This is a genomic window from Streptomyces sp. NBC_00390 (assembly GCF_036057275.1).
Classification (GTDB): Bacteria; Actinomycetota; Actinomycetes; order Streptomycetales; family Streptomycetaceae; genus Streptomyces.
Map to the genome: position 1 here is coordinate 3,573,078 of NZ_CP107945.1, position 24,641 is coordinate 3,597,718.

Genomic DNA, 24,641 nt, shown 5'->3' on the forward strand with positions numbered 1-24,641 from the left:
ATTGTGCGGAAAGCATCGGTATGGTCCACCGCATGCCAGCCGAACGCCTCCGCGAGCACACCGTGCCCCTCGCCGCCGCCCGCCGGCGACGGCTGCGCGCGGACCAGGCGCGGCAGCTCGCCGACCTGCTGCGCCACCAGGTGCGCACGGGCGGGTTCCCCGGCGGCGTCCTGCCGCTGGAGGGCGCGATCGGCGAGGAGTACCGGGTCTCGCGCAACACCGTCAGGCAGGCGCTCGACCTGCTGCGCACGGAAGGACTGATCGAACGGCAGCCGGGGGTCGGCACGGTCGTGGTGTCCGAGAAGTATCCGCACGGCCTCAACCGGCTGCAGGGCCTCGCCGAGACCCTGCACGAACACGGCGACGTCACCAACGAAGTCCGTACCGTCGGCCCCGTCACCGCGCCCGCACCCGTGGCCCGGCGTCTGCGACTCCCGGTCCACGCCGACGTGCTCTGCATCGAACGGCTGCGCCTGCTGGGCGGACTGCCGCTCTCCCTCGACCTCACCTACGTCCCCATGGACATCGGCGCCGACCTGATCGGCTGCGACCTGGAGAACACCGATGTCTTCCGGCTCCTCGAAACCCTGACCGGACAGCCGCTCGGCACCGCGGAGATCACACTGGAGGCCGTCAACGCCGACGCGCACTCCGCCGCCGTGCTCCAGGCGCCGCGCGGCGCTGCCGTGCTGATGCTGGAACGGCTCACTCATCTCGCCGACGGCCGGCCGGTCGACCTTGAGTTCATCCGCTTCCGCGGCGACCGCATCACGATGAGCGGCCTGCTGCACCGGTCCTGCTGACCCCTCCCGACGACCCCGACCTCCCTGCGTACCCCCCTTACTGGAGACAGCCATGCCTTTGGCGCCCCAGCGGGCCGACGTGCCCGTGACCATCGACGAGTCGAAGTGCATCGACGGCTGCACGCTGTGCGTCGACATGTGCCCGCTCGACTCCCTGGCCATCAACCAGGACAACGGCAAGGCCTACATGCACGTCGACGAGTGCTGGTACTGCGGCCCGTGCGCCGCCCGCTGTCCCACCGGCGCGGTCACGGTCAACATGCCCTATCTGCTCCGCTGAGAGGCCCCGCTCCCATGTCACGCAAGACCATTGCCCTGCTCGTCACCGCCGCGGCGCTGCTCCCCGTGACCGGCTGCGGCGGCGACGCGGACGCCGACGGCTCCCGCACGGTCACGGTGACCGTCGGCTACCAGTCCAAGACCATCAACACCGTCACGGCGGGCACGCTGCTGCGCTCCCTCGGCTACTTCGAGGAGGAGCTCAAGAAGCGCGGCGCCAAGGACGGCACCACGTACAAGGTCGAGTGGCAGGACTACGCCACGGGCGCGCCGATCACCGCGCAGATGACCGCCGGAAAGATCGACATCGGCTCGATGGGCGACTTCCCGCTGCTGCTCAACGCCGCCCGCGGCAAGCAGCTGAACCGGCCGACGCGGCTGGTCGCCGTGACCGGCTACAACCTGCGCGGCGGCCTCAACACCATTGTCACGCCCCCCGATTCGAAGCTGGCCGAGCTGAAGGACCTGCGCGGCAAGAAGGTCTCGACAAGCGTCGGCTCGGCGGCCGACGGCACGCTCGTACGAGCCCTGCAACGGGCCGGCATCGATCCGCAGAAGGACATCCGCAAGCTCAACCAGCAGCCCGCGGTGGGGGCGTCGGCGCTCCAGTCCGGCAGCGCCGACGCGCTCTCGCAGTTCGTGGCCTGGCCGGGTCTGCTCGCCTTCCAGGGCCGGGCCAAGGCCCTGTACGACGGGGCCGCGCTGAACCTGCCGACGTTCCACGGAGTCACCGTGCGCGAGGACTTCGCCGAGAAGCGCCCGGCGGTGCTGGAGGACTTCCTGCGCGCACAGATCAGGGCCACGGACTATCTGCACGAGAAGCCGGTGGCGGCCGCCGAGTCGGTGGCGAAGGCGACCGGCCTGCCGGCCGAGGTGGTCTACCTCTACAACGGCGCGAACGGCATCTCCACCTTCGACCCGTCGGTCAAGCAGAAGCTGGTGTCGGCGCTGAAGCAGGACGTGCCGGTGCTGAAGTCGGCGAAGCTGGTGGGCGCGGTGGACGTGGACGGCTTCGTCGACGACCAGTACATCAAGCGGGCGTACGGCTCCGGCTACGACAAGGCCCTTGCCACCAGGCCGGCCGCGGCCCGCGCCGAGATCTGGCTCAAGGACGGGACCACCACGTCCTTCGACTCCCCCGCCGCGCTGCTCGGCCGCATCGCCGCCGGACCCGACAAGGTGCGTGCCGCGTACGTCCCGGACACCACGACGGGCACGCTGTGGTTCGCGGACAAGGCGGTGTGGGTCCTCGACGGTAAGAAGCTGCTGCCCTTCGTGACCCCGGCCGCGGCGGCCGAGTACCTCTCAGGGCACACGGGCGCGCGGACCGTCCCGTACACCGAAGCGCTCGAGCGGGCGTCATGACCGCCCGGCACGCGCTGCGGGTCCTGTCCCTGGCGGGCGCGCTCGGGCTGTGGCAGCTGCTGACCGCGCTGGACGTCAATCTGTGGCTGCGCTTCGAGCAGTTCCCGACGGTCACGGACATCGCCCGCACCTTCGGTCAGCGCGCCGGCAGCGACACGTACTGGCAGGACCTCACCGACAGCCTCACCCGTATCGTCACCGGCTTCACGCTGGCGTCGGTCGCGGGTGTGGCCGTCGGCACGGCGATCGCCCGGTCGCGGCTCGCGGCGGACCTGGTGGGCCCGGTGCTCGAAGTGCTGCGGCCCATCCCCGCGATCGCGCTGGTGCCGGTGGCGATCCTGCTCTTCCCGAGCAACGAGCAGGGCATCGTCTTCATCACCTTCACCGCGGCGTTCTTCCCGGTCATGGTCTCCACGCGGCACGCGGTGCGCGCGCTGACCCCGGTCTGGGAGGAAGCGGTCCGCACCCTCGGCGGCGGCCGGTGGCGCGTCCTCGGTTCGGTGGTGCTGCCGGGGGCACTGCCGGGCATCTTCGGCGGGCTGTCGGTGGGCATCGGCGTCTCGTGGATCTGCGTGATCTCGGCGGAGATGATCTCCGGCGAGTACGGGGTGGGTTACCGGACCTGGCAGGACTACACGGTCGTGGACTACCCCGGCGTGTTCGTCGGGATGGCGACGATCGGCCTGCTGGGGTGGCTGACGTCGACGGCGGTGGAGCTGCTGGGCCGTCGGCTGACGCGATGGCTGCCGCGTACGGAGTCGGCCCCGGCGACACGACCGGTCCGGTCGGGGGCGCGGGTTGCGCCACGTCGCGAGGCGTCGGCGGCGCGCAAGCGGGTGCGGGCAGGTGCGTAGCGCCTGCGGCGGGCGTGTTCCCTACCCGCTCTCCCCCTACAGCCTGGCGGCCGTGGGAGGTACCCATCCCGAACTGGGGCTCCGCCCCAGACCTCGCGCCTCAAACGCCGGCGGGGCTGCATTTTGTCGGCGCATCCGGCAAAAGCAGCCCGTCCGGCGATTGAGGACACTCCCCCAAGGAGGCGTAACCATGACCACACCCCCCGAAACCACACTCGCCCCCACCCCCGCCCCACCCCGCGGCACCCGGCTCACCCTGCGCGGAGCACGGCTCGGGCGGCCCGGCGCCCACGTTCTCGACGGGGTCGATCTCGATGTCGTACCGGGTGAGATCCTCACCGTCGTCGGACCGTCCGGATGCGGCAAGTCCACCCTGCTCCGCACCCTCGCCGGGCTGCTCCCGCCCCTCGGGGGCGAGGTCGCGCAGGACGGTGAGCCCATCACCGCCCCCCGTGCCGACCGCGCGCTCGTCTTCCAGGACGATGCTCTTCTGCCGTGGCGCACCGTGCGCGCCAACGTCGAACTGCCCCTCGCCATCAGGGGCGTCGCACGCCCCACGCGGCGGGCCGTCGCCGAGAAGTGGCTGGAGCGGGTCGGCCTCGCCGGGCACGGGACGAAGTTCCCGCACAAGATCTCCGGCGGCCAGCGCCAGCGCGTCCAGCTCGCCCGCGCCCTCGCGGGTGAGCCGCGGGCCGTGCTGATGGACGAGCCGTTCGGGGCGCTGGACGCCCAGACCCGGGCCGGCATGCAGCAGTTGCTGGTCGATGTGTTGCGCGGTACCGGCGCCACCGTCGTCTTTGTCACGCACGACGTGGACGAGGCGCTCTTCCTCGCCGATCGCATCGCGCTCCTCGGCACCGGCCGTGTCCTCGACGTACCCCGCCCGCGCGACCGCGAGGCCCATGGCGACCCCGCCACGGTCGCCGTGCGCCGCACCGTCCTCGAATCCCTCGGTACCTGAGAGGCAGCAAACCCATGGACATCCCCTCCCTCGCGGACGCGGACGAGCTCTCCTGCGACGTCCTCGTCATCGGTGGCGGTACGGCCGGGACCATGGCCGCCTTGACCGCAGCCGAACACGGCGCGAACGTCCTCCTGCTGGAGAAGGCGCACGTACGGCACTCCGGCGCGCTCGCCATGGGCATGGACGGCGTCAACAACGCCGTCATCCCGGGCCGGGCCGAACCGGACGACTACGTCGCCGAGATCACCCGCGCCAACGACGGCATCGTCGACCAGTCCACGGTCCGCCAGACCGCGACCCGCGGCTTCGCGATGGTGCGGCGCCTGGAGTCGTACGGAGTGAAGTTCGAGAAGGACGAGCACGGCGAGTACGCGGTCCGCCAGGTGCACCGCTCGGGCTCGTACGTGCTGCCCATGCCCGAGGGCAAGGACGTCAAGAAGGTCCTCTACCGGCAGCTGCGCCGCCGTGAGATGCGCGAGCGCATCCGGATCGAGAACCGGGTGATGCCGGTGCGTGTGCTCACGGCGGACGGCAGGGCGGTGGGCGCGGCCGGGTTCAACACCCGCACCGGGCAGTTCGTGACCGTCCGGGCGGGTGCCGTGATCCTCGCGACGGGCGCTGCCGGACGGCTCGGCCTGCCCGCGTCCGGCTATCTCTACGGCACCTACGAGAACCCCACCAACGCCGGCGACGGCTACGCCATGGCGTACCACGCGGGTGCCGAGCTCACCGGTATCGAGTGCTTCCAGATCAACCCGCTGATCAAGGACTACAACGGCCCGGCGTGCGCCTATGTCGCCAACCCCTTCGGCGCGTACCAGGTCAACCGGCACGGTGAACGCTTCGTCGACTCGGACTACTGGTCCGGCCAGATGATGGCCGAGTTCGCCGAGGAGCTGGCTTCGGAGCGCGGCCCGGTCTATCTGAAGCTGAGCCATCTGCCGGAGGAGTCGGTCGCTTCGCTGGAGGGGATTCTGCACACCACGGAACGGCCCACGCGCGGCACGTTCCATGCGGGCCGCGGGCACGACTACCGCACCCATGACATCGAGATGCACATCTCGGAGATCGGCCTGTGCGGGGGCCATTCGGCGTCGGGCGTCCGGGTCGACGACCATGCCCGCACCACCGTGCCCCGCCTGTACGCCGCGGGGGACCTGGCCTGCGTACCGCACAACTACATGATCGGGGCCTTCGTCTTCGGCGATCTCGCGGGCGAGGACGCGGCCCGGTACCGCCCGTACGAGGGCGAGTTGCCGCCCGGCCAGCTGCGCGAGGCCCACGAGCTGGTCTACCGGCCGCTGCGCCACCCGGACGGACCGCCGCAGCCCCAGGTCGAGTACAAGCTCCGCCGCTTCGTGAACGACTATGTGGCACCCCCCAAGTCGGGATCCCGGCTGTCCCTCGCAGTGGAGCACTTCGAGCGGATGCGCACCGAGATCGCGGAGATGGGTGCCACAACCGCGCACGAGCTGATGCGCTGCGCGGAGGTGAGCTTCATCCGGGACTGCGCCGAGATGGCGGCGCGTTCGTCGCTGGCGCGGACGGAGTCGCGCTGGGGCCTGTACCACGAGCGCACGGACCATCCGCAGCGTGACGACGAGGGCTGGCTGCACCACCTCGATCTGCACAAGTCCCCCTCCGGCGCGATGGAGTTCACCGCCCGCCCGGTGGCCCCCTACCTCGTCCCGGTCGACGAGTTCACGCCGGTGGGCGGCCCGTCCCGGCATCTCGGCGAGGTCCGGCTCGAGCAGGTCGCGACGGCAGGCCCGCGTGAGGTCGCGCCGACCGGATCCCGTATCGCCGCGCCCGTACGTGCCGAGGCGCAGGCCGCGACCGCCTCCCCGCGCATCCTGGAGCTGGTGTCCCTCGCCGACGAGCAGCCTGAACTCGCCGTGCTCGCCCCCTATTTGGCGGACCCTGACCCGGCGGTCCGCCGGGCGGCGGTCGCCACGCTCACGGAGACCACCCCGGACGGCACCGGACCCGCACTGGCCGCCGCGCTGGCGGACCCGGACATGGGGGTGCGGGCAGCGGCAGGGGAATCGCTGCGCGAGCTGGTGGAGACGCTGCCGCCGGAGCCGGCACTGCGGGAGCCGCTCGTCGCAGCCCTGTCGTCCGGTGACCCGGCGGTCCGTACGGCCGCACTGGATGTCCTGCGCGCCCTGAAGCTGGCCGGTCCCGCCGCATACTCGCCCGTCCTCGGCGACCCGGACATCGGCGTGCGGATCGCGGCGGTCCGTGCCCTGGTCTCGGTCGACGCCGTCGAGGCGCTGGAGGCGGCCGTGGCCGACCCCGCCCGCGAGGTCCGCGTCGCGACGGCGAAGGGCCTGGCGGCGGTGACCGACCCGCGCGTGCTCGCACCGCTCACGCTCTTGGTCCGCGACGACGACGTCCTTGTGCGCGCGGCCGCCTTCGAGGCTCTCGGCACCACGGGGTGCCCCCCGGAGCTCGCGGAGGCGGCAGTGACAGCACTGGGGGACGCGGCCTGGCAGGTCCGTGCCGGGGCGGCCACCGCCCTCGGCGCGACCGCCGGCCTGGCGGTTCCCGCCCTGGCCAAGGCGCTCGGCGACGCCAACGCCGATGTGCGCAAGGCTGCGGTGCTGGCCCTGCTCCGGCACACCTCCTCCGAGGACGCCCGGGCCGCCCTGGCCTCGGCGGTCCACGACCCGGACGCGGATGTCCGGGCGTACGCGGGCCGGGTCAACACCAGGTGATGCGTACACACGTACGTGGGGTGTTGATCCCTTTGCGCCCGATACGCTGGACGGGCCCGCGAGACTCCGTCGCATGGGAGCACTGATGAGCGTCGACCCCGAGACCCAGGAGCAGGATCAGGGACCGCGCTGGCCTGTCCCGCCCTTGGGCGGCTGGACCGCTGACGACCTGGACAGGCTTCCGGACCTGCCTCCGCACACGGAGCTGATCGACGGGAGCCTCGTCTTCGTGAGTCCGCAGACCCTTTTCCACGAGCGCACCGTGGACTTCTTCAAGTGGCAGCTGCAGTCCGTGGCGCCCGAGGACTTCGAGGTCGTGCGCGAGTTCACCATCGACGTGGACCGGCAGAACCGCCCCGAGCCGGATGTGATCGTCGTGCCCGAGCACGTGATCCAGGACCCGGAGCAGACACGGTTCCCGGCGCAGGCGGTACTGCTGGCGATCGAGGTCGTCTCACCCGAGTCGCTGACCCGGGACCGGGAGACCAAGCCCGTGAAGTACGCCCGGGCCAAGATTCCGCACTACTGGCGGGTGGAGAACCGCGAGGGCAAGGCCGTCGTGTACGTCTTCGAACTGGAGCCGAACACCGGCACGTACACGCCCACCGGCATCTTCCACGACCGTCTGAAGGCGGACGCTCCCTTCCCGGTCGACCTCGACCTCACCGCGATCACGGCGAAGCGCAGTCGCAAGGCCCCCGAGCAGTAACGCCCGGGCACACCGAAGGTCCGGCCCCTCCCCCGAGGAGGCGCCGGACCTTCGGTGCGGACATGCACCGCTATCGCACGAACACTCCCGCCTGGCTCGCCAGGTCCAGGAAGTACTGCGGCGCCACACCCAGCACCAGCGTCACCGCGACGCCGACGCCGATCGTCGTCATCGTCAGCGGCGACGGGACTGCGACCGTGGGGCCCTCCGGCTTGGGCTCGCTGAAGAACATCAGCACGATGACCCGGATGTAGAAGAACGCGGCGATCGCGGACGAGATCACACCGACCACGACCAGCGCGCCCGCGCCGCCCTCCGCCGCCGCCGTGAAGACCGCGAACTTTCCGGTGAAACCGGAGGTCAGCGGAATGCCGGCGAAGGCGAGCAGGAACACCGCGAACACAGCGGCCACCAGCGGTGACCGACGCCCGAGCCCGGCCCACTTGGACAGGTGCGTCGCCTCGCCGCCCGCGTCGCGGACCAGGGTGACGACGGCGAAGGCGCCGATCGTCACGAACGAGTAGGCGAGCAGATAGAACAGGACGGACGAGATGCCCTCGGGCGTGGTCGCGATGACGCCGGCGAGGATGAAGCCGGCGTGCGCGATCGAGGAGTAGGCGAGCAGCCGCTTGATGTCGGTCTGGGTGATGGCGACGATCGAACCGCCCAGCATCGTGACGATGGCGACGGCCCACATGACCGGGCGCCAGTCCCAGCTCAGGCCCGGCAGCACCACATACAGCAGCCGCAGCAGCGCACCGAACGCGGCGACCTTGGTGGCCGCGGCCATGAAGCCGGTGACCGGGGTCGGCGCCCCCTGGTAGACGTCCGGCGTCCACATGTGGAACGGCACCGCACCGACCTTGAACAGCAGACCCGTGAGGATCATCGCGCCGCCGATCAACAGCAGCACGTCGTTGCCCATGGTGTCGGCGAGCGCCGGGTCGATGGTGCGGACGCTGCCGTCGACGACATCGGCGATCTGCGCGTACGACACCGAACCCGCGTAGCCGTACATCAGCGCGATGCCGAAGAGCAGGAACGCGGAGGAGAAGGCGCCCAGCAGGAAGTACTTCACCGCGGCCTCCTGCGACATCAGCCGCTTGCGGCGGGCCAGCGCGCACAGGAGGTAGAGCGGGAGCGAGAAGACCTCCAGCGCGATGAAGAGCGTCAGCAGATCGTTGGCCGCCGGGAGGACCAGCATGCCGGTGATCGCGAACAGTGCCAGCGGGAACACCTCGGTGGTGGTGAACCCGGCCTTGACCGCGGCCTTTTCACCGTCGCTGCCGGGTACCGACGCGGCCTGCGCGGCGAACGAGTCGACGTGCTTGCCGTGGGCCACCGGATCGAGCCGGCGCTCGGCGAAGGTGAAGACCGCGACCAGCGAGGCCAGCAGGATCGTGCCCTGCAGGAACAGGGCCGGCCCGTCGACCGCGATCGCGCCCATCGCCGCGATGCCGGCCTTGGTCGTGGCGTATCCGCCGGCCGCGAGAGCCACGACAGCGGCGAACGCGGCGGCGAGGGAGACGACGGTCAGGAACACCTGGGTCCAGTACCGCGCCTTGCGCGGGACAAAGGCTTCCACGAGCACGCCCAGGATGGCGGCACCGACCACGATCAGCGCGGGTGCCAATTGGGCGTACTCGATGTGGGGCGCGGGGATCTTGCCGATCGGCTCGACCGCCGCCGTCGTCCACAGGCTGTGGACAGCTGTAGCGCTCACTTGGCCGCCTCCACCTCGGGCTGGGGGTCCTTCTTCTGGACGTCGGACATCGTGTACTCCACCGCCGGGTTGACGATCTCCGTCAGCGGCTTCGGGAACACACCAAGGAAGAGCAGCAGCGCGATCAGCGGAGCGACCACCACCAGTTCACGGGGCCTGAGGTCCGGCATCTTGCTCACCTCGGGCTTCACCGGGCCCGTCATCGTCCGCTGGTACAGGACGAGGGTGTAGAGCGCGGCGAGCACAATGCCGGAGGTGGCGATGATGCCGGCGACCGGATAACGCGCGAACGTGCCGACCAGGACCAGGAATTCACTGACGAAGGGCGCGAGGCCCGGCAGCGAGAGAGTGGCCAGACCGCCGATCAGGAACGTGCCCGCGAGCACCGGGGCGACCTTCTGCACACCGCCGTAGTCGGCGATGAGCCGGGAGCCGCGCCGCGAGATCAGGAAGCCGGCCACCAGCATCAGCGCGGCGGTCGAGATCCCGTGGTTGACCATGTACAGCGTCGCCCCGGACTGGCCCTGGCTGGTCATCGCGAAGATGCCGAGCACGATGAAGCCGAAGTGCGAGATCGAGGCATACGCGACCAGGCGCTTGATGTCGCGCTGGCCGACCGCGAGCAGTGCGCCGTAGACGATGCTGATCAGCGCCAGCACCACGATGACCGGCGTGGCCCACGTCGACGCCTCCGGGAAGAGCTGGAGACAGAAGCGCAGCATCGCGAACGTGCCGACCTTGTCGACGACGGCCGTGATCAGCACGGCGACCGGCGCGGTCGCCTCGCCCATGGCGTTGGGCAGCCAGGTGTGCAGTGGCCACAGCGGCGCCTTGATCGCGAAGGCGAAGAAGAAGCCGAGGAAGAGCAGCCGCTCGGTGGTGGTCGCCATCTCCAGCGAGCCGGACGCCCGGGCCTCGGCGATCTCGGTGAGCGAGAAGCTCCCCGCGACGACATAGAGCCCGATGACGGCGGCCAGCATGATCAGCCCGCCGACCAGGTTGTACAGCAGGAACTTCACGGCGGCGTAGGACCGCTGGGCCGCCGCGTTCTCGTCGGTGCCCGCGTGCGCCCGGTCGCCGAAGCCGCCGATGAGGAAGTACATCGGGATGAGCATGGCTTCGAACAGAATGTAGAAGAGGAAGACGTCGGTGGCCTCGAAGGAGAGGATCACCATCGCCTCGACCATCAGGATCAGGGCGAAGAAGCCCTGGGTCGGCCGCCAGCGCGACGACTTCGTCTCCAGAGGGTCGGCGTCGTGCCAGCCGGCCAGGATGATGAACGGGATGAGCAGCGCGGTCAGCGCGATCAGCGCCACCCCGATGCCATCCACACCCAGCTCGTAGCGGACCCCGAAGTCCTTGATCCAGGCATGCGATTCGGTGAGCTGATAGCGCTCGCCGCCGGGCTCGAACCGTACGAACACGATGGCGGCGAGCACCAGGGTGGCGAGCGAGACCAGCAGCGCCAGCCACTTGGCGGCCGCCCGCCGCGCGGCGGGCACGGCCGCCGTGGCGATCGCACCGACCGCGGGCAGCAGCGCTGTGGCCGTCAGAATCGGGAACGACATATCAGACCGCCCTCATCAGCAGGGTCGCGGCGATCAGGATCGCCGTACCGCCGAACATCGAGACCGCGTAACTGCGGGCGTAGCCGTTCTGCAGCTTGCGCAGCCGGCCCGAGAGCCCGCCGACCGTGGCGGCCGTGCCGTTGACGACTCCGTCGACCAGGGTGTGGTCGACATAGACAAGGGAGCGGGTGAGGTGCTCGCCGCCGCGGACCAGGACCACATGGTTGAAGTCGTCCTGGTACAGGTCGCGGCGGGCGGCCCGGGTGGGCCACGAGCCGCGCGGGGCGATGACCGGCACCGGCCGGCGTCCGTACTGCGCGTAGGCGAGAGCGACGCCGACGACCATCACCGCGACGGTCGCGGTGGTGATCGCACCCGCGCCGATCGGCGGGTGCCCGTGATCGAAGCTCGTCACCGGCTCCAGCCACTTCACGAACGACTCGTGGAAGGAGAACAGCCCGCCCGCGAAGACCGATCCGAAGGCCAGCACGATCATCGGCACCGTCATCGTCCTCGGTGACTCGTGCGGATGCGGCATGTCGCCCTTTTCGTCGGCCTGCCAGCGCTGCTCACCGAAGAAGGTCATCAGCATCACGCGCGTCATGTAGTACGCGGTGATCGCGGCACCGAGCAGGGTGACCGCGCCGAGGATCCAGCCCTCGGTGCCCCCCTTGGCGAACGCCGCCTCGATGATCTTGTCCTTGGAGAAGAAGCCGGACAGACCCGGGAAGCCGATGATCGCCAGATAGCCGAGCCCGAAGGTGACGAAGGTGATCGGCATGTACTTCCTCAGGCCGCCGTACTTCCTCATGTCGACCTCGTCGTTCATGCCGTGCATGACCGAACCGGCGCCGAGGAAGAGACCGGCCTTGAAGAAGCCGTGCGTCACCAGGTGCATGATCGCGAAGGCGTATCCGATGGGGCCGAGGCCCGCGGCCAGGATCATGTAGCCGATCTGCGACATCGTCGAACCGGCGAGCGCCTTCTTGATGTCGTCCTTCGCGCAACCGACGATCGCACCGAAGAGGAGCGTGACCGCGCCGACGACGGTGACGACGAGCTGTGCGTCGGGTGACGCGTTGAAGATCGCGCCGGAGCGGACGATCAGATAGACACCGGCGGTCACCATGGTCGCGGCGTGGATGAGGGCCGAGACCGGGGTCGGGCCCTCCATCGCGTCGCCGAGCCAGGACTGCAGCGGCACCTGGGCGGACTTGCCGCAGGCGGCCAGCAGCAGCATCAGGGCGATGGCCGTCAGCGTGCCCTCGCCGGTCTCCCCCACGGCCCCGAGGACCGGCCCGAAGGCGAAGGTCCCGAACGTGGTGAACATCAGCATGATGGCGATCGACAGCCCCATGTCGCCGACGCGGTTGACCAGGAAGGCCTTCTTCGCCGCGGTGGCCGCGCTGGGCTTGTGCTGCCAGAAGCCGATGAGCAGGTACGAGGCGAGGCCCACGCCTTCCCAGCCGACGTACAGCAGCAGGTAGTTGTCGGCGAGGACCAGCAGCAGCATCGCCGCGAGGAACAGGTTCAGATAACCGAAGAAGCGGCGGCGGCGCTCGTCGTGCTCCATGTACCCGACCGAGTACAGATGGATGAGCGAGCCGACACCGGTGATCAGCAGGGCGAAGGTCATCGACAGCTGGTCGAGCTGGAAGGCGACGTCCGCCTGGAAGCCCTCGACCGGGATCCAGCTGTACAGCTGCTGGGTCAGGGTCCGGTCGTCGCCGGGCCTGCCGAGCATGTCGGCGAAGAGCACGACGGCGATGACGAACGACACGGCGGCGAACAGGGTGCCGAGCCAGTGGCCGGCGCGGTCGAGCCGGCGTCCGCCGCACAGCAGGACCACCGCTCCGAGCAGAGGCGCCGCGACGAGCAGCGCAATGAGGTTCTCCACGATTCTCCCGACCCCTTACAGCTTCATCAGGCTGGCGTCGTCGACCGAGGCCGAATGGCGGGACCGGAACAGCAGCACGATGATCGCGAGCCCGACCACGACCTCCGCGGCGGCGACCACCATCGTGAAGAACGCGATGATCTGGCCGTCGAGATTGCCGTGCATCCGGGAGAAGGCGACGAACGCGAGGTTGCACGCGTTGAGCATCAGCTCGACACACATGAACACCACGATCGCGTTCCGCCGGATCAGAACTCCCGCCGCGCCGATGGTGAACAGCAGGGCGGCGAGATAGAGGTAGTTGACCGGATTCACCGCTTGGCCTCCTCTTCGTCCCGGTCCCGTCCGAGCCGCTCCTCGGAGCGCTGTTCCAGCGCCTTGAGGTCGTTGAGCGCATCGGTCGACACATCACGGATCTGGCCGCGCTCGCGCAGCGTCTTGCTCACGGTGAGCTGGGACGGGGTGCCGTCCGGCAGCAGACCGGCGATGTCCACCGCGTTGTGCCGGGCGTAGACGCCGGGGGCGGGCAGCGGCGGCAGGTGCTTGCCTTCCCGTACGCGCTGCTCGGACAGCTCGCGCTGGGTCTTGGCCCGCTCGGTGCGCTCCCGGTGGGTGAGCACCATGGCGCCGACGGCCGCGGTGATCAGCAGCGCGCCGGTGATCTCGAAGGCGAAGACGTACTTGGTGAAGATGAGCCGGGCCAGGCCCTCGACATTGCCCCCGCTCGCGCTGTTGGCGACGCCCAGGCCGTTGAAGGTCTTCAGGGAGGCGTTGGCGATACCGGCGATGAGCAGCACACCGAAGCCCAGCCCGCAGAGCGCGGCCAGCCAGCGCTGGCCCTTCAGCGTCTCCTTGAGCGAGTCGGCGGCGGTGACGCCGACCAGCATGACGACGAAGAGGAACAGCATCATGATCGCGCCGGTGTAGACGATGATCTGGACGACCCCGAGGAAGTACGCCCCGTTGGCGAGGTAGAACACCGCCAGAATGATCATGGTCCCGGCCAGGCACAGCGCACTGTGCACGGCCCGCTTCATGAGGATCGTGCCCAGCGCTCCCAGGACGGCGACCACCCCCAGCACCCAGAACTGGACGGCCTCGCCCGTCGAAGTGGCCGATGCGGCAAGGGCGTTCATGCGTCCACCTCCTCGCCCTTCTCACCCTTGGAGACGGCGACCTGCTGGACCGTGCCGGGCGCGGCTTCGGTGACCAGCCCCCGGTAGTAGTCCTGCTCGTCCGTGCCGGGGTAGATCGCGTGCGGCGAGTCGACCATGCCCTCGTCCAGACCGGCGAGCAGCTGCTCCTTGGTGTAGATGAGGTTCTCGCGGCTGCTGTCGGCGAGCTCGAAGTCGTTCGTCATCGTCAGCGCGCGCGTCGGGCAGGCCTCGATGCACAGTCCGCACAGAATGCAGCGGGCGTAGTTGATCTGGTAGACGCGGCCGTACCGCTCGCCCGGGGAGTAGCGCTCCTCGTCGGTGTTGTCCGCGCCCTCCACATAGATCGCGTCCGCCGGACAGGCCCAGGCGCACAGCTCGCAGCCGATGCACTTCTCCAGTCCGTCGGGATGACGGTTCAGCTGGTGCCGGCCGTGGAAGCGCGGCGCCGTCACCTTCTGCTGCTCCGGGTACTGCTCGGTCAGCCGCTTCTTGAACATGGCCTTGAAGGTCACGCCGAAGCCGGCAACCGGATTCTGGAACGTGCTCTCGGATTCCTCAGACACCGTCAGCCTCCTTTCCATCACGAGGACCATCACTGTCAGTATTGGGTCCGCCACTGACAATCAGCTCGCGCTCACCGCGCGGACGCCTGCGCGGCACCGGCGGCAACTCCTGCCCGGGCAACGGCGGTACGGGGAAGCCGCCCGCCATCGGGTCGAACGCGGCGGGCTCCGGCTTCGCGGCCTCGGCGGCCTTCTCCTTCTTGCCTCGGAACATGTCCGCGACGAAGGAGAGCAACAGGACCGCGATCACGGCGCCTCCGACGTACAGCACGATCTGCTGGAAGTCGTAGTTCTCGTTGCGCAGCGCCCGCACGGTCGCCACCAGCATCAGCCAGACCACCGAGACCGGGATCAGGACCTTCCAGCCGAGCTTCATCAGCTGGTCGTAACGGACCCGGGGCAGGGTGCCGCGCAGCCAGATGAAGAAGAAGAGCAGCAGCTGGACCTTGATGACGAACCAGAGCATCGGCCACCAGCCGTGGTTCGCGCCCTCCCAGAAGGTGGAGATCGGGTACGGGGCCCGCCAGCCGCCCAGGAACAGGGTGACCGAGACGGCGGAGACGGTGACCATGTTGACGTACTCGGCCAGCATGAACATCGCGAACTTGATGGAGCTGTACTCGGTGTTGAAGCCGCCGACCAGGTCGCCCTCGGACTCCGGCATGTCGAACGGAGCCCGGTTGGTCTCGCCGACCATGGTGACGACGTAGATGATGAAGGAGACCGGCAGCAGCACGATGTACCAGCGGTCCGCCTGCGCCTCCACGATCGCCGACGTCGACATCGACCCGGAGTAGAGGAAGACCGAGGCGAACGCCGCGCCCATCGCGATCTCGTAGGAGATCATCTGCGCACAGCTGCGCAATCCGCCGAGCAGCGGATACGTCGAGCCCGACGACCAGCCCGCCAGCACGATGCCGTAGATGCCGACCGAGGCGACCGCCAGGATGTAGAGCATCGCGATCGGCAGGTCGGTGAGCTGCATCGTGGTGCGCTGCCCGAAGATCGAGACCTCGTCGCCGGCCGGTCCGAACGGGATCACGGCGATCGCCATGAACGCCGGGATGGCGGCGATGATCGGGGCGAGGACATAGACGACCTTGTCCGCCCGCTTGACGATCACGTCTTCCTTGAGCATCAGCTTGATGCCGTCGGCCAGCGACTGGAGCATGCCCCAGGGGCCGTGCCGGTTGGGACCGATGCGCAGCTGCATCCAGGCCACCACCTTGCGCTCCCACACGATGGAGAACAGCACGGTGACCATCAGGAAGGCGAAGCAGAACACGGCCTTGACGGCGACCAGCCACCACGGGTCGCGCCCGAACATCGACAGGTCCTCGAGTGCGAGAACACTGCTCTGGACTTCGGCGACATGAGCCGGCGCGATCATGCGCACACCTCCGATACGGGGGCGGCCGGTGCAGCGCCCGGCAGAACGGCGCGGGCCGGGAGCCCGCTCGGCGAGGTGGTTCCAGGCCTGGGCACGGGCCCCGGTCGACGGGAGACTCGGACGGTCACGACGCCACCTCCGGTGCCGCCTCGACGGCCTCCGGCTCCGCGGCCGGACCGATACGGACCAGTTGGCCCGGCATCGCCCCGGTGTCGGCGGCCACGCCGCCACCGGTGGAGTTCAGCGGCAGCCACACCACCTGATCGGGCATCTCGCTCACCTGGAGCGGCAGCCGGACCACGCCGGCCGGACCCGAAACCTCCAGCACATCGCCGTCCTTGACGCCCGTGGCGGCCGCGGTGCTCGCGGACAGCCGGGCCACGGCGGCGTGCCGGGTGCCGGCCAGCGCCTCGTCGCCCTGCTGCAGCAGGCCCTGGTCGAGCAGCATCCGGTGACCGGCGAGCACCGCCTCCCCCTCGCCCGGGCGGGGCAGCGGTCGGGCGGACTCCATCGGATCGGTGGCCCGCGGGCCGTCCCACCGGCCGAGCCGGTCCATCTCCGTTCGCACGGCCTTGAGGTCCGGCAGCCCGAAGGCGACATCGAGCGCGTCGGCGAGCATGTGCAGCACCCGCGCGTCCGCCGGCGCGAGGCGCCGTGTCATCTGCTCGGGCTTGAGCGCCGCCTCGAACAGCCGCGCCCTGCCTTCCCAGTTGAGGAAGGTGCCCGGCTTCTCGGCGACGGCCGCCACCGGGAAGACGACGTCCGCCCGCTCGGTGACCTCGCTCGGCCGCAGCTCCAGCGAGACCAGGAAGCCCACCGCGTCGAGCGCCTCGCGGGCGCGCGCCGGGTCGGGCAGATCGGCGATCTCGACGCCGGCGACCAGCAGCGCCGCCAGCTCGCCGGTGGCCGCGGCCTCGACGATCTGGCCGGTGTCGCGGCCGTAGCGGTGAGGGAGTTCGCGTACCCGCCAGGCCTCGGCCGTCTCCTCGCGGGCCCGCGGGTCGGTGGCCGGCCGGCCGCCGGGCAGCAGCGACGGCAGCGCGCCCGCCTCGACGGCCCCGCGCTCACCGGCCCGCCGCGGGATCCACACCAGCCGGGCGCCGGTGGCGCTCGCGATCCGTACGGCGGCGGTGAGTCCGCCGGGAACGGCCGCGAGCCGCTCACCGACCACGATCACCGCGCCGTCGCCGCGCAGCGCCTCGGCCGCCCTGGCGCCGTCCTCGTCGAGTCCGACACCGGAGGCAAGCGCGTCCAGCCACTCGGTCTCGGTGCCGGGGGCTGCGGGCAGCAGCGTGCCACCGGCCTTGAGCAGACCGCGCGTCGCGTGCGTGGCGAGGGAGAAGGTGCGCTGGCCGTGCTTGCGGTGCGCCTTGCGCAGCCGCAGGAACACGCCGGGAGCCTCCTCCTCGGACTCGAACCCGGCGAGCAGCACCGCCGGGGCCTTCTCCAGGACGCTGTACGTGACCCCGCTGCGGTCCAGGTCGAGGCCGCGGCCGGCGACCCTGGCGGCCAGGAAGTCTGCCTCCTCGCTGCTGTGCACACGCGCGCGGAAGTCGATGTCGTTGGTGTCGAGGGCGACCCGCGCGAACTTGGCGTAGGCGTAGGAGTCCTCGACGGTCAGCCGGCCGCCGGTGAGCACTCCGGCCCGGCCGCGGGCGGCACCGAGCCCGCGGGCCGCCGCCTCGAGCGCCTCGGGCCAGCTCGCCGGCTCCAGCTCACCGGTCCCGTTGTTGCGCACGAGCGGAGTGGTCAGCCGGTCCGGCTTCTGCGCGTAGCGGAAGCCGAAACGGCCCTTGTCGCACAGCCACTCCTCGTTGACCTCCGGGTCCTCGGCCGCGAGGCGCCGCATGACCTTTCCGCGCCGGTGGTCGGTACGGGTCGCACAGCCGCCGGCGCAGTGCTCGCACACGCTCGGCGAGGAGACCAGGTCGAAGGGGCGGGAGCGGAACCGGTACGCGGCCGAAGTCAGCGCGCCGACCGGGCAGATCTGGATGGTGTTCCCGGAGAAGTACGACTGGAACGGGTCGCCCTCGCCGGTGCCGACCTGCTGCAGCGCGCCCCGCTCGATCAGTTCGATCATCGGGTCGCCCGCCACCTGGTTGGAGAACCGGGTGCAGCGCGCGCACAGCACACACCGCTCCCGGTCCAGCAGCACCTGGGTGGAGATGTTGACCGGCTTCTCGTACGTCCGCTTCTTTCCCTCGAAGCGGGACTCGGCCTGGCCGTGCGAGACGGCCTGGTTCTGCAGCGGGCACTCGCCGCCCTTGTCGCACACCGGGCAGTCCAGCGGATGGTTGATCAGCAGCAGCTCCATCACGCCCTTCTGCGCCTTCTCGGCGGCGGGCGAGGTGAGCTGCGACCTGACGACCATGCCGTCGGTGCAGGTGATGGTGCAGGACGCCATCGGCTTGCGCTGGCCCTCCACCTCGACGATGCACTGGCGGCAGGCGCCGGCCGGGTCGAGGAGGGGGTGGTCGCAGAACCGTGGGATCTCGATGCCGAGCTGCTCGGCGGCCCGGATGACCAGCGTCCCCTTGGGGACGGAGATCTCGATGCCGTCGATCGTGAGGGAGACCAGGTCCTCGGGCGGAACCGCGGCCTCGCCGCCCCCGGAGGGAGCGCTCGTGGTGACTGTCATGCGTTCACCTCCGTGGTGGTGGCGGGCCGGTCGGCCCACACCGTGGACTTCGCGGGGTCGAAGGGGCATCCCCGCCCCGTGATGTGCCGCTCGTACTCCTCACGGAAGTACTTGAGCGAGGAGAAGATCGGCGAGGCCGCGCCGTCGCCGAGTGCGCAGAAGGACTTGCCGTTGATGTTGTCGGCGATGTCGTTCAGCTTGTCGAGGTCGGACATGACGCCCTTGCCCGCCTCGATGTCGCGCAGCAACTGCACGAGCCAGTACGTGCCTTCGCGGCAGGGGGTGCACTTGCCGCAGGACTCGTGGGCGTAGAACTCGGTCCACCGGGTGACGGCCCGCACCACGCAGGTCGTCTCGTCGAAGCACTGCAGCGCCTTGGTGCCGAGCATCGAACCGGCCGCGCCCACGCCCTCGTAGTCCAGCGGGACATCGAGGTGCTCGTCGGTGAACATCGGGGTCGACGAGCCGCCCGGCGTCCAGAACTTCAGCCGGTGGCCGGGGCGCATCCCGCCGCTCATGTCGAGCAGCTGGCGCAGGGTGATGCCGAGCGGGGCCTCGTACTGGCCGGGGCCCGCGACATGACCGCTGAGCGAGTAGAGCGTGAAGCCCGGGGACTTCTCGCTGCCCATCGACTTGAACCAGTCCTTGCCCTTGTTGAGGATCGCGGGAACGGACGCGATGGACTCGACGTTGTTCACCACAGTGGGGCACGCGTACAGACCGGCGACCGCGGGGAAGGGGGGTCGCAGCCGGGGCTGGCCGCGGCGGCCTTCCAGGGAGTCCAGCAGCGCCGTCTCCTCACCGCAGATGTACGCGCCCGCACCCGCGTGCACGGTGAGCTCGAGGTCGAGTCCGCTGCCCAGGATGTTCTTCCCGAGGTAGCCCGCCTCGTATGCCTCGCGCACGGCCTCGTGCAGCCGCCGCAGTACGGGGACGACCTCACCGCGCAGATAGATGAAGGCGTGGCTGGAGCGGATCGCGTAGCAGGCGATCACGATTCCCTCGATGAGGGAGTGCGGATTGGCGAACAGGAGGGGGATGTCCTTGCAGGTCCCCGGCTCCGACTCGTCGGCGTTGACGACGAGGTAGTGCGGCTTGCCGTCGCCCTGCGGAATGAACTGCCACTTCATTCCGGTGGGGAAGCCGGCGCCGCCGCGGCCGCGGAGCCCCGAGTCCTTGACGTAGGCGATCAGGTCGTCGGGCGTCATCCCGAGCGCCTTGCGCAGGCCCTTGTAGCCTTCGTGCCGCTCGTACGTCTGAAGGGTCCAGCTCTCCGGGGCGTCCCAGAAGGCGGAGAGGACCGGCGCGAGGAGCTTCTCCGGGCTGCTCTCTCCCCCGGCCTCGGGCTGGGAGGTGCCACCGTACTCGGTCGACAAGGTCATCACTCCCCCTCCTCTGCTGCGGGTCCGGCCGGGTGCTCCGGGTCGGACGCGGATGTCTGCTGCGGCGCGTCGTGGGAGCTGAGGTGCTCGGCCGGCGACGGATCGTGCGGCGGCGTCTCGTGGCGGACCTCGCTGCGCTGGGCGACGACCCGGGCGGCCGACAGCTCGCCCTTGGCCAGGCGCAGTCCGATCAGCGACGCGGGTCCCGCTCCGCCGGTCGACTCGACGGCGCCGGGGCGCTCGTCGGGGAAGCCGGCCAGGATGCGGGCGGTCTCCTTGTACGTGCACAGGGGCGCGCCGCGGGTGGGGGTGACCTGCTCACCGGTCCGCAGGTCGTCCACGAGCCGCTTGGCGGAATCGGGCGTCTGGTTGTCGAAGAACTCCCAGTTGACCATCACCACCGGCGCGAAGTCGCAGGCCGCGTTGCACTCGATGTGCTCGAGCGTGATCTTGCCGTCCTCGGTCGTCCCGTTGTTGCCGACGCCGAGGTGCTCCTTGAGCTCGTCGAAGATGGCGTCGCCGCCCATCACCGCGCACAGCGTGTTGGTGCAGACCCCCACCTGGTACTCGCCCGACGGCTTGCGCCGGTACATCGTGTAGAAGGTGACGACCGCGGTGACCTCGGCGGTGGTCAGGTCCAGCATCTCGGCGCAGAAGCGGATGCCCGTGCGCGAGACGTAGCCCTCCTCGGACTGCACGAGGTGCAGCAGCGGCAGCAGCGCGGACCGGCTGTCGGGGTAGCGGCCGATCACTTCCTTCGCGTCCGCCTCGAGCCTGGCGCGTACCTCTGCCGGGAAGTCGGGGGCAGGAAGCTGCGGCATGCCCAGCGATACGTCCGTCATCGGTCGACGCCTCCCATCACGGGGTCGATGGACGCGACCGCGACGATCACGTCGGCGACCTGGCCGCCTTCGCACATGGCCGCCATGGCCTGCAGATTGGTGAACGACGGGTCCCGGAAGTGGACCCGGTAGGGGCGGGTGCCGCCGTCGGAGACGACATGGACACCCAGCTCGCCCTTGGGCGACTCGACCGCCGTGTACGTCTGCCCGGCCGGGACCCGGAAGCCCTCGGTCACCAGCTTGAAGTGGTGGATCAGGGCCTCCATGGAGGTGCCCATGATCTTCTTGATGTGGTCGAGGGAGTTGCCGAGGCCGTCGGGACCGAGCGCGAGCTGGGCAGGCCAGGCGATCTTCTTGTCGGCGACCATCACCGGGCCCGGCGCGAGCCGGTCCAGGCACTGCTCGACGATCCGCAGCGACTGCCGCATCTCCTCCAGGCGGACCAGGAAGCGGCCGTACGCGTCACAGGTGTCGGCGGTAGGGACGTCGAAGTCGTATGTCTCGTAGCCGCAGTACGGGTCGGTCTTGCGCAGATCGTGGGCGAGGCCCGCGGAACGCAGGATCGGTCCGGTCGCGCCGAGCGCCATGCAGCCGGTCAGGTCCAGGTACCCGATGTCCTGCATGCGGGCCTTGAAGATCGGGTTGCCGGTGGCGAGCTTGTCGTACTCCGGCATGTTCTTCTTCATCGTCTTCACGAACTCGCGGAGCTGGTCGACAGCGCCCGGCGGCAGGTCCTGGGCGAGTCCGCCCGGCCTGATGAACGCGTGGTTCATCCGCAGACCGGTGATCAGCTCGTAGATGTCCAGGATCATTTCGCGGTCCCGGAATCCGTAGATCATGATCGTGGTGGCGCCCAGCTCCATACCGCCGGTGGCGATGCACACCAGGTGCGAGGAGAGCCGGTTGAGCTCCATCAGCAGGACCCGGATGATCGTCGCCCGGTCCGGGATCTGGTCCTCGATGCCGAGCAGCTTCTCCACGCCCAGGCAGTACGCCGCCTCGTTGAAGAACGGTGTCAGGTAGTCCATGCGCGTGACGAACGTGGTGCCCTGGGTCCAGGTCCGGTACTCGAGGTTCTTCTCGATGCCGGTGTGCAGATAGCCGATGCCGCAGCGGGCCTCGGTGACCGTCTCACCGTCGATCTCCAGGATCAGGCGGAGCACTCCGTGGGTGGAGGGGTGCTGCGGACCCATGTTGACGACGATCCGCTCGTCGTCGGCCTTGGCCGCGGACTGGACGATCTCGTCCCAGTCGCCACCGGTGACCGTATATACGGTCCCCTCGGTGGTCTCGCGGGGCGATGCCGGTGATGTGCTCACGAGTACGACCTCCGCTGGTCCGGAGCCGGGATCTGGGCGCCCTTGTACTCGACGGCGATGCCGCCGAGGGGGTAGTCCTTGCGCTGCGGGAAGCCCTGCCAGTCGTCCGGCATCATGATCCGGGTGAGGGCGGGGTGGCCGTCGAAGACGAGTCCGAAGAAGTCGTACGTCTCGCGCTCGTGCCAGTCGTTGGTCGGATAGACGGACACCAGGGACGGGATGTGCGGGTCGCTGTCCGGGGCCGAGACCTCGAGCCGGATCAGCCGGCCGTGCGTGAGCGAGCGCAGATGGTAGACGGCGTGCAGCTCGCGGCCCTTGTCCTGCAGGTAGTGGACGCCGCTGACGCCGGTGCAGAGCTCGAAGCGGAGCGCCGGGTCGTCGCGCAGGGTCCGCGCGACCTGGAGCAGGTGCTCGCGCTCGATGTGGAAGGTGAGCTCGCCGCGGTCGACGACGGTCTTCTCGATCGCGTTCTCGGGAACGAGGCCCTGCTCTTCCAGGGCACCCTCGAGTTCGTCGGCGACCTCGTCGAACCAACCGCCGTAGGGGCGGCTCGCGGGGCCCGGCAGGCGTACGGAGCGCACGAGCCCGCCGTAGCCGGACGTATCCCCTCCGTTGCCGGCACCGAACATGCCGCGCTGGACGCGGATCTCCTCGCCGTGCTCGCCACGCTGCCCCGGGAGGTTCTGCTCGGAGAGCTCCTTCTCCGGATTCGGCTGATCCGTCATCGCTGAATCCCCCTGTTCTCCCCCAGGGCCGGCGCCTGGGAGGCGCCCCCTCCGCCCGCGCGGCTCAGAGGTGCGGCTTTCGTCATCGTCTGCGGCCCGGCGGCCGCGCGTGCGCCGCTCACCGGAGCAGCCCCTTCATCTCGATCGTCGGGAGCGCCTTGAGCGCCGCTTCCTCCGCCTCTCGGGCCGCTTCCTCCGCGTTCACACCGAGCTTGGAGTTCTGGATCTTCTGGTGGAGCTTGAGAATCGCGTCCATCAGCATCTCCGGGCGCGGCGGGCAGCCCGGCAAATAGATGTCGACGGGCACAATGTGATCGACACCCTGCACAATCGCGTAATTGTTGAACATTCCACCCGAAGATGCGCAAACGCCCATGGAGATCACCCACTTGGGATTGGGCATCTGGTCGTAGACCTGGCGCAGGACGGGCGCCATCTTCTGGCTCACCCGGCCGGCCACGATCATCAGGTCGGCCTGGCGCGGCGAGCCGCGGAAGACCTCCATACCGAAGCGGGCCAGGTCGTACCGTCCGGCGCCGGTCGTCATCATCTCGATGGCGCAGCAGGCGAGGCCGAAGGTGGCCGGGAAGACGGATGACTTGCGCACCCAGCCCGAGGCCTGTTCGACGGTGGTCAGCAGGAAGCCGCTCGGCAGCTTCTCTTCGATTCCCATTGGTGCCCCTCAGCCCCTCAGTCCCATTCCAGGCCGCCGCGCCGCCATACATACGCGTAGGCGACGAAGACGGTGAGCACGAAGAGCAGCATCTCCACGAGCCCGAAGATCCCCAGGGCGTCGAAGGTGACGGCCCAGGGATAGAGGAAGACGATCTCGATGTCGAAGACGATGAAGAGCATCGCCGTCAGGTAGTACTTGATGGGGAAGCGGCCACCTCCGGCCGGCGTAGGGGTGGGCTCGATGCCGCACTCGTACGCTTCAAGTTTCGCCCTGTTGTACCGCTTTGGGCCGATAAGCGTGGCCATGACCACGGAGAAGATCGCAAACCCTGCCCCGAGGGCGCCGAGCACAAGGATGGGCGCGTAAGCATTCACCCTCCCCGCTCCTTCCAGTCGTCCTTGACCGTTGGACCGCACCGGGCATGCGCCTCGCCGCCCCGCGAAGATCGCTCCTATGTGAGGCAGTTCACAAGCCCGACTGCTCCGCATCCTATGCCTGCCGGTCTGTGATCTGCGACACGGGGTCAGGCATCTCGTTTGTGATCTCCACCACCCCACGAACGATCATGAAGTCGGATGAGCGGTGATCTACATACGCGAAGCGCCCGGGCGGTCACCAGATGTGACATCTGGAGGCGTTACCGCTGGTCGGAGGGGTTGCGCACTATCAAGGGGCGGCACGCTCGGGCAAATTGGCGATGGACCGCATCGGGTGATAGTGGACGCTCGTTCACTCGACAGTGGGACGCCTTGGACAGGGGTGGACAGAGGGATGGCGCGTGCACACGTTCACGAAGTCCTCGCACCCCCCGCACGTTGACCATTCTGTGACCTGCGTCACCCGTTATCGGATCGCGATAAAAGCGGGCTTGGCCAACGGTGCGAAGCGGTGGTAAGTGCGGGGCAATCCGGACCTTTTATTTAAAGCACATGATCACGGCCCTGATCGCGTGTGCCGGTTTTGTCCGTTACGGCGTCAATAAGGGCCGCTGGAAGGCGGATTCAGAGGTTCCGCCCGTAACTGTGGCGCAACACACGTTTCTTGAAGGGAACCGCCAACCCCTGATAGCG

General features: G+C 69.4%; 21 protein-coding genes. 7 read left to right on the top strand and 14 right to left on the bottom strand.

Annotation, left to right across the window (positions count from 1 at the left end; all coding sequences use genetic code 11):
* Nucleotides 1–32: 32 nt before the first annotated feature.
* The 7 genes from OHS70_RS15315 to OHS70_RS15345 all read left to right on the top strand — a co-directional run bounded on the left by OHS70_RS15315 (nucleotide 33) and on the right by OHS70_RS15345 (nucleotide 7,691).
* Nucleotides 33–803: a GntR family transcriptional regulator gene (locus OHS70_RS15315; RefSeq protein ID WP_328397750.1), complete on the top strand. Its 771-nt coding sequence runs from the start codon at nucleotides 33–35 to the stop codon at nucleotides 801–803.
* Between the two features lie 52 nt (nucleotides 804–855).
* The gene (locus OHS70_RS15320) at nucleotides 856–1,083 is read left to right on the top strand and encodes a 4Fe-4S dicluster domain-containing protein (RefSeq protein WP_328397752.1); all 228 of its coding nucleotides are present in this window, start codon (nucleotides 856–858) and stop codon (nucleotides 1,081–1,083) included.
* Between the two features lie 14 nt (nucleotides 1,084–1,097).
* Nucleotides 1,098–2,447, top strand: coding sequence for an ABC transporter substrate-binding protein (locus tag OHS70_RS15325; RefSeq protein WP_328397754.1), 1,350 nt, complete (start codon nucleotides 1,098–1,100; stop codon nucleotides 2,445–2,447).
* Nucleotides 2,444–3,301 (top strand): ABC transporter permease, encoded by an 858-nt coding sequence (locus OHS70_RS15330; RefSeq protein ID WP_328397756.1) that lies wholly within the window; start codon nucleotides 2,444–2,446, stop codon nucleotides 3,299–3,301. Before OHS70_RS15325 ends, OHS70_RS15330 begins: the two co-directional genes overlap by 4 nt.
* A 190-nt stretch (nucleotides 3,302–3,491) precedes the next feature.
* Nucleotides 3,492–4,262 (top strand): ABC transporter ATP-binding protein, encoded by a 771-nt coding sequence (locus OHS70_RS15335; protein ID WP_328397758.1) that lies wholly within the window; start codon nucleotides 3,492–3,494, stop codon nucleotides 4,260–4,262.
* Nucleotides 4,263–4,276: 14 nt separating this feature from the next.
* Entirely contained in the window at nucleotides 4,277–6,982 is a 2,706-nt protein-coding gene (locus OHS70_RS15340) for a fumarate reductase/succinate dehydrogenase flavoprotein subunit (RefSeq protein WP_328397760.1), read from the top strand.
* Nucleotides 6,983–7,067: 85 nt separating this feature from the next.
* A complete protein-coding gene (locus tag OHS70_RS15345; RefSeq protein WP_328405644.1) occupies nucleotides 7,068–7,691 on the top strand; it encodes a Uma2 family endonuclease in 624 nt (207 codons plus the stop codon).
* A gap of 70 nt (nucleotides 7,692–7,761) precedes the next feature.
* On the opposite strand, the gene nuoN is transcribed toward OHS70_RS15345, so the two are convergent.
* The 14 genes from nuoN to OHS70_RS15415 all read right to left on the bottom strand — a co-directional run bounded on the left by nuoN (nucleotide 7,762) and on the right by OHS70_RS15415 (nucleotide 23,945).
* Nucleotides 7,762–9,414, bottom strand: a complete 1,653-nt coding sequence (nuoN, locus tag OHS70_RS15350) for an NADH-quinone oxidoreductase subunit NuoN (RefSeq protein ID WP_328397762.1) — start codon at nucleotides 9,412–9,414, stop codon at nucleotides 7,762–7,764.
* Nucleotides 9,411–10,982, bottom strand: a complete 1,572-nt coding sequence (locus OHS70_RS15355; RefSeq protein ID WP_328397764.1) for an NADH-quinone oxidoreductase subunit M — start codon at nucleotides 10,980–10,982, stop codon at nucleotides 9,411–9,413. Before OHS70_RS15355 ends, nuoN begins: the two co-directional genes overlap by 4 nt.
* Before the next feature lies 1 nt (nucleotide 10,983).
* Nucleotides 10,984–12,879 carry an NADH-quinone oxidoreductase subunit L gene (nuoL, locus tag OHS70_RS15360; protein ID WP_328397766.1) on the bottom strand — a complete coding sequence of 632 codons (1,896 nt, stop codon included), beginning with the start codon at nucleotides 12,877–12,879 and terminating at the stop codon, nucleotides 10,984–10,986.
* Nucleotides 12,880–12,894: 15 nt separating this feature from the next.
* Complete coding sequence (nuoK, locus tag OHS70_RS15365) at nucleotides 12,895–13,194, bottom strand: NADH-quinone oxidoreductase subunit NuoK (RefSeq protein WP_242329220.1); 300 nt, start codon at nucleotides 13,192–13,194, stop codon at nucleotides 12,895–12,897.
* Nucleotides 13,191–14,015: an NADH-quinone oxidoreductase subunit J gene (locus tag OHS70_RS15370; protein ID WP_328397771.1), complete on the bottom strand. Its 825-nt coding sequence runs from the start codon at nucleotides 14,013–14,015 to the stop codon at nucleotides 13,191–13,193. The genes nuoK and OHS70_RS15370 overlap by 4 nt, the downstream gene beginning before the upstream one ends.
* Nucleotides 14,012–14,617 (bottom strand): NADH-quinone oxidoreductase subunit NuoI, encoded by a 606-nt coding sequence (gene nuoI, locus OHS70_RS15375; protein ID WP_328397773.1) that lies wholly within the window; start codon nucleotides 14,615–14,617, stop codon nucleotides 14,012–14,014. The genes OHS70_RS15370 and nuoI overlap by 4 nt, the downstream gene beginning before the upstream one ends.
* Nucleotides 14,592–15,989 (bottom strand): NADH-quinone oxidoreductase subunit NuoH, encoded by a 1,398-nt coding sequence (gene nuoH / locus OHS70_RS15380; protein ID WP_328397775.1) that lies wholly within the window; start codon nucleotides 15,987–15,989, stop codon nucleotides 14,592–14,594. The genes nuoI and nuoH overlap by 26 nt, the downstream gene beginning before the upstream one ends.
* A 124-nt stretch (nucleotides 15,990–16,113) precedes the next feature.
* Nucleotides 16,114–18,627 (bottom strand): NADH-quinone oxidoreductase subunit G, encoded by a 2,514-nt coding sequence (locus OHS70_RS15385; protein ID WP_328397777.1) that lies wholly within the window; start codon nucleotides 18,625–18,627, stop codon nucleotides 16,114–16,116.
* Nucleotides 18,624–20,009 carry an NADH-quinone oxidoreductase subunit NuoF gene (gene nuoF / locus OHS70_RS15390; RefSeq protein WP_328397779.1) on the bottom strand — a complete coding sequence of 462 codons (1,386 nt, stop codon included), beginning with the start codon at nucleotides 20,007–20,009 and terminating at the stop codon, nucleotides 18,624–18,626. Before nuoF ends, OHS70_RS15385 begins: the two co-directional genes overlap by 4 nt.
* Nucleotides 20,009–20,830, bottom strand: coding sequence for an NADH-quinone oxidoreductase subunit NuoE (nuoE, locus tag OHS70_RS15395; protein WP_443062744.1), 822 nt, complete (start codon nucleotides 20,828–20,830; stop codon nucleotides 20,009–20,011). Before nuoE ends, nuoF begins: the two co-directional genes overlap by 1 nt.
* Nucleotides 20,831–20,847: 17 nt before the next feature.
* Nucleotides 20,848–22,170 (bottom strand): NADH-quinone oxidoreductase subunit D, encoded by a 1,323-nt coding sequence (locus tag OHS70_RS15400; protein ID WP_328397783.1) that lies wholly within the window; start codon nucleotides 22,168–22,170, stop codon nucleotides 20,848–20,850.
* Nucleotides 22,167–22,895 (bottom strand): NADH-quinone oxidoreductase subunit C, encoded by a 729-nt coding sequence (locus OHS70_RS15405; protein WP_328397785.1) that lies wholly within the window; start codon nucleotides 22,893–22,895, stop codon nucleotides 22,167–22,169. Before OHS70_RS15405 ends, OHS70_RS15400 begins: the two co-directional genes overlap by 4 nt.
* A gap of 118 nt (nucleotides 22,896–23,013) precedes the next feature.
* The gene (locus OHS70_RS15410; protein ID WP_328397787.1) at nucleotides 23,014–23,568 is read right to left on the bottom strand and encodes a NuoB/complex I 20 kDa subunit family protein; all 555 of its coding nucleotides are present in this window, start codon (nucleotides 23,566–23,568) and stop codon (nucleotides 23,014–23,016) included.
* A gap of 17 nt (nucleotides 23,569–23,585) precedes the next feature.
* Complete coding sequence (locus OHS70_RS15415; protein ID WP_003992243.1) at nucleotides 23,586–23,945, bottom strand: NADH-quinone oxidoreductase subunit A; 360 nt, start codon at nucleotides 23,943–23,945, stop codon at nucleotides 23,586–23,588.
* Nucleotides 23,946–24,641: the final 696 nt, after the last annotated feature.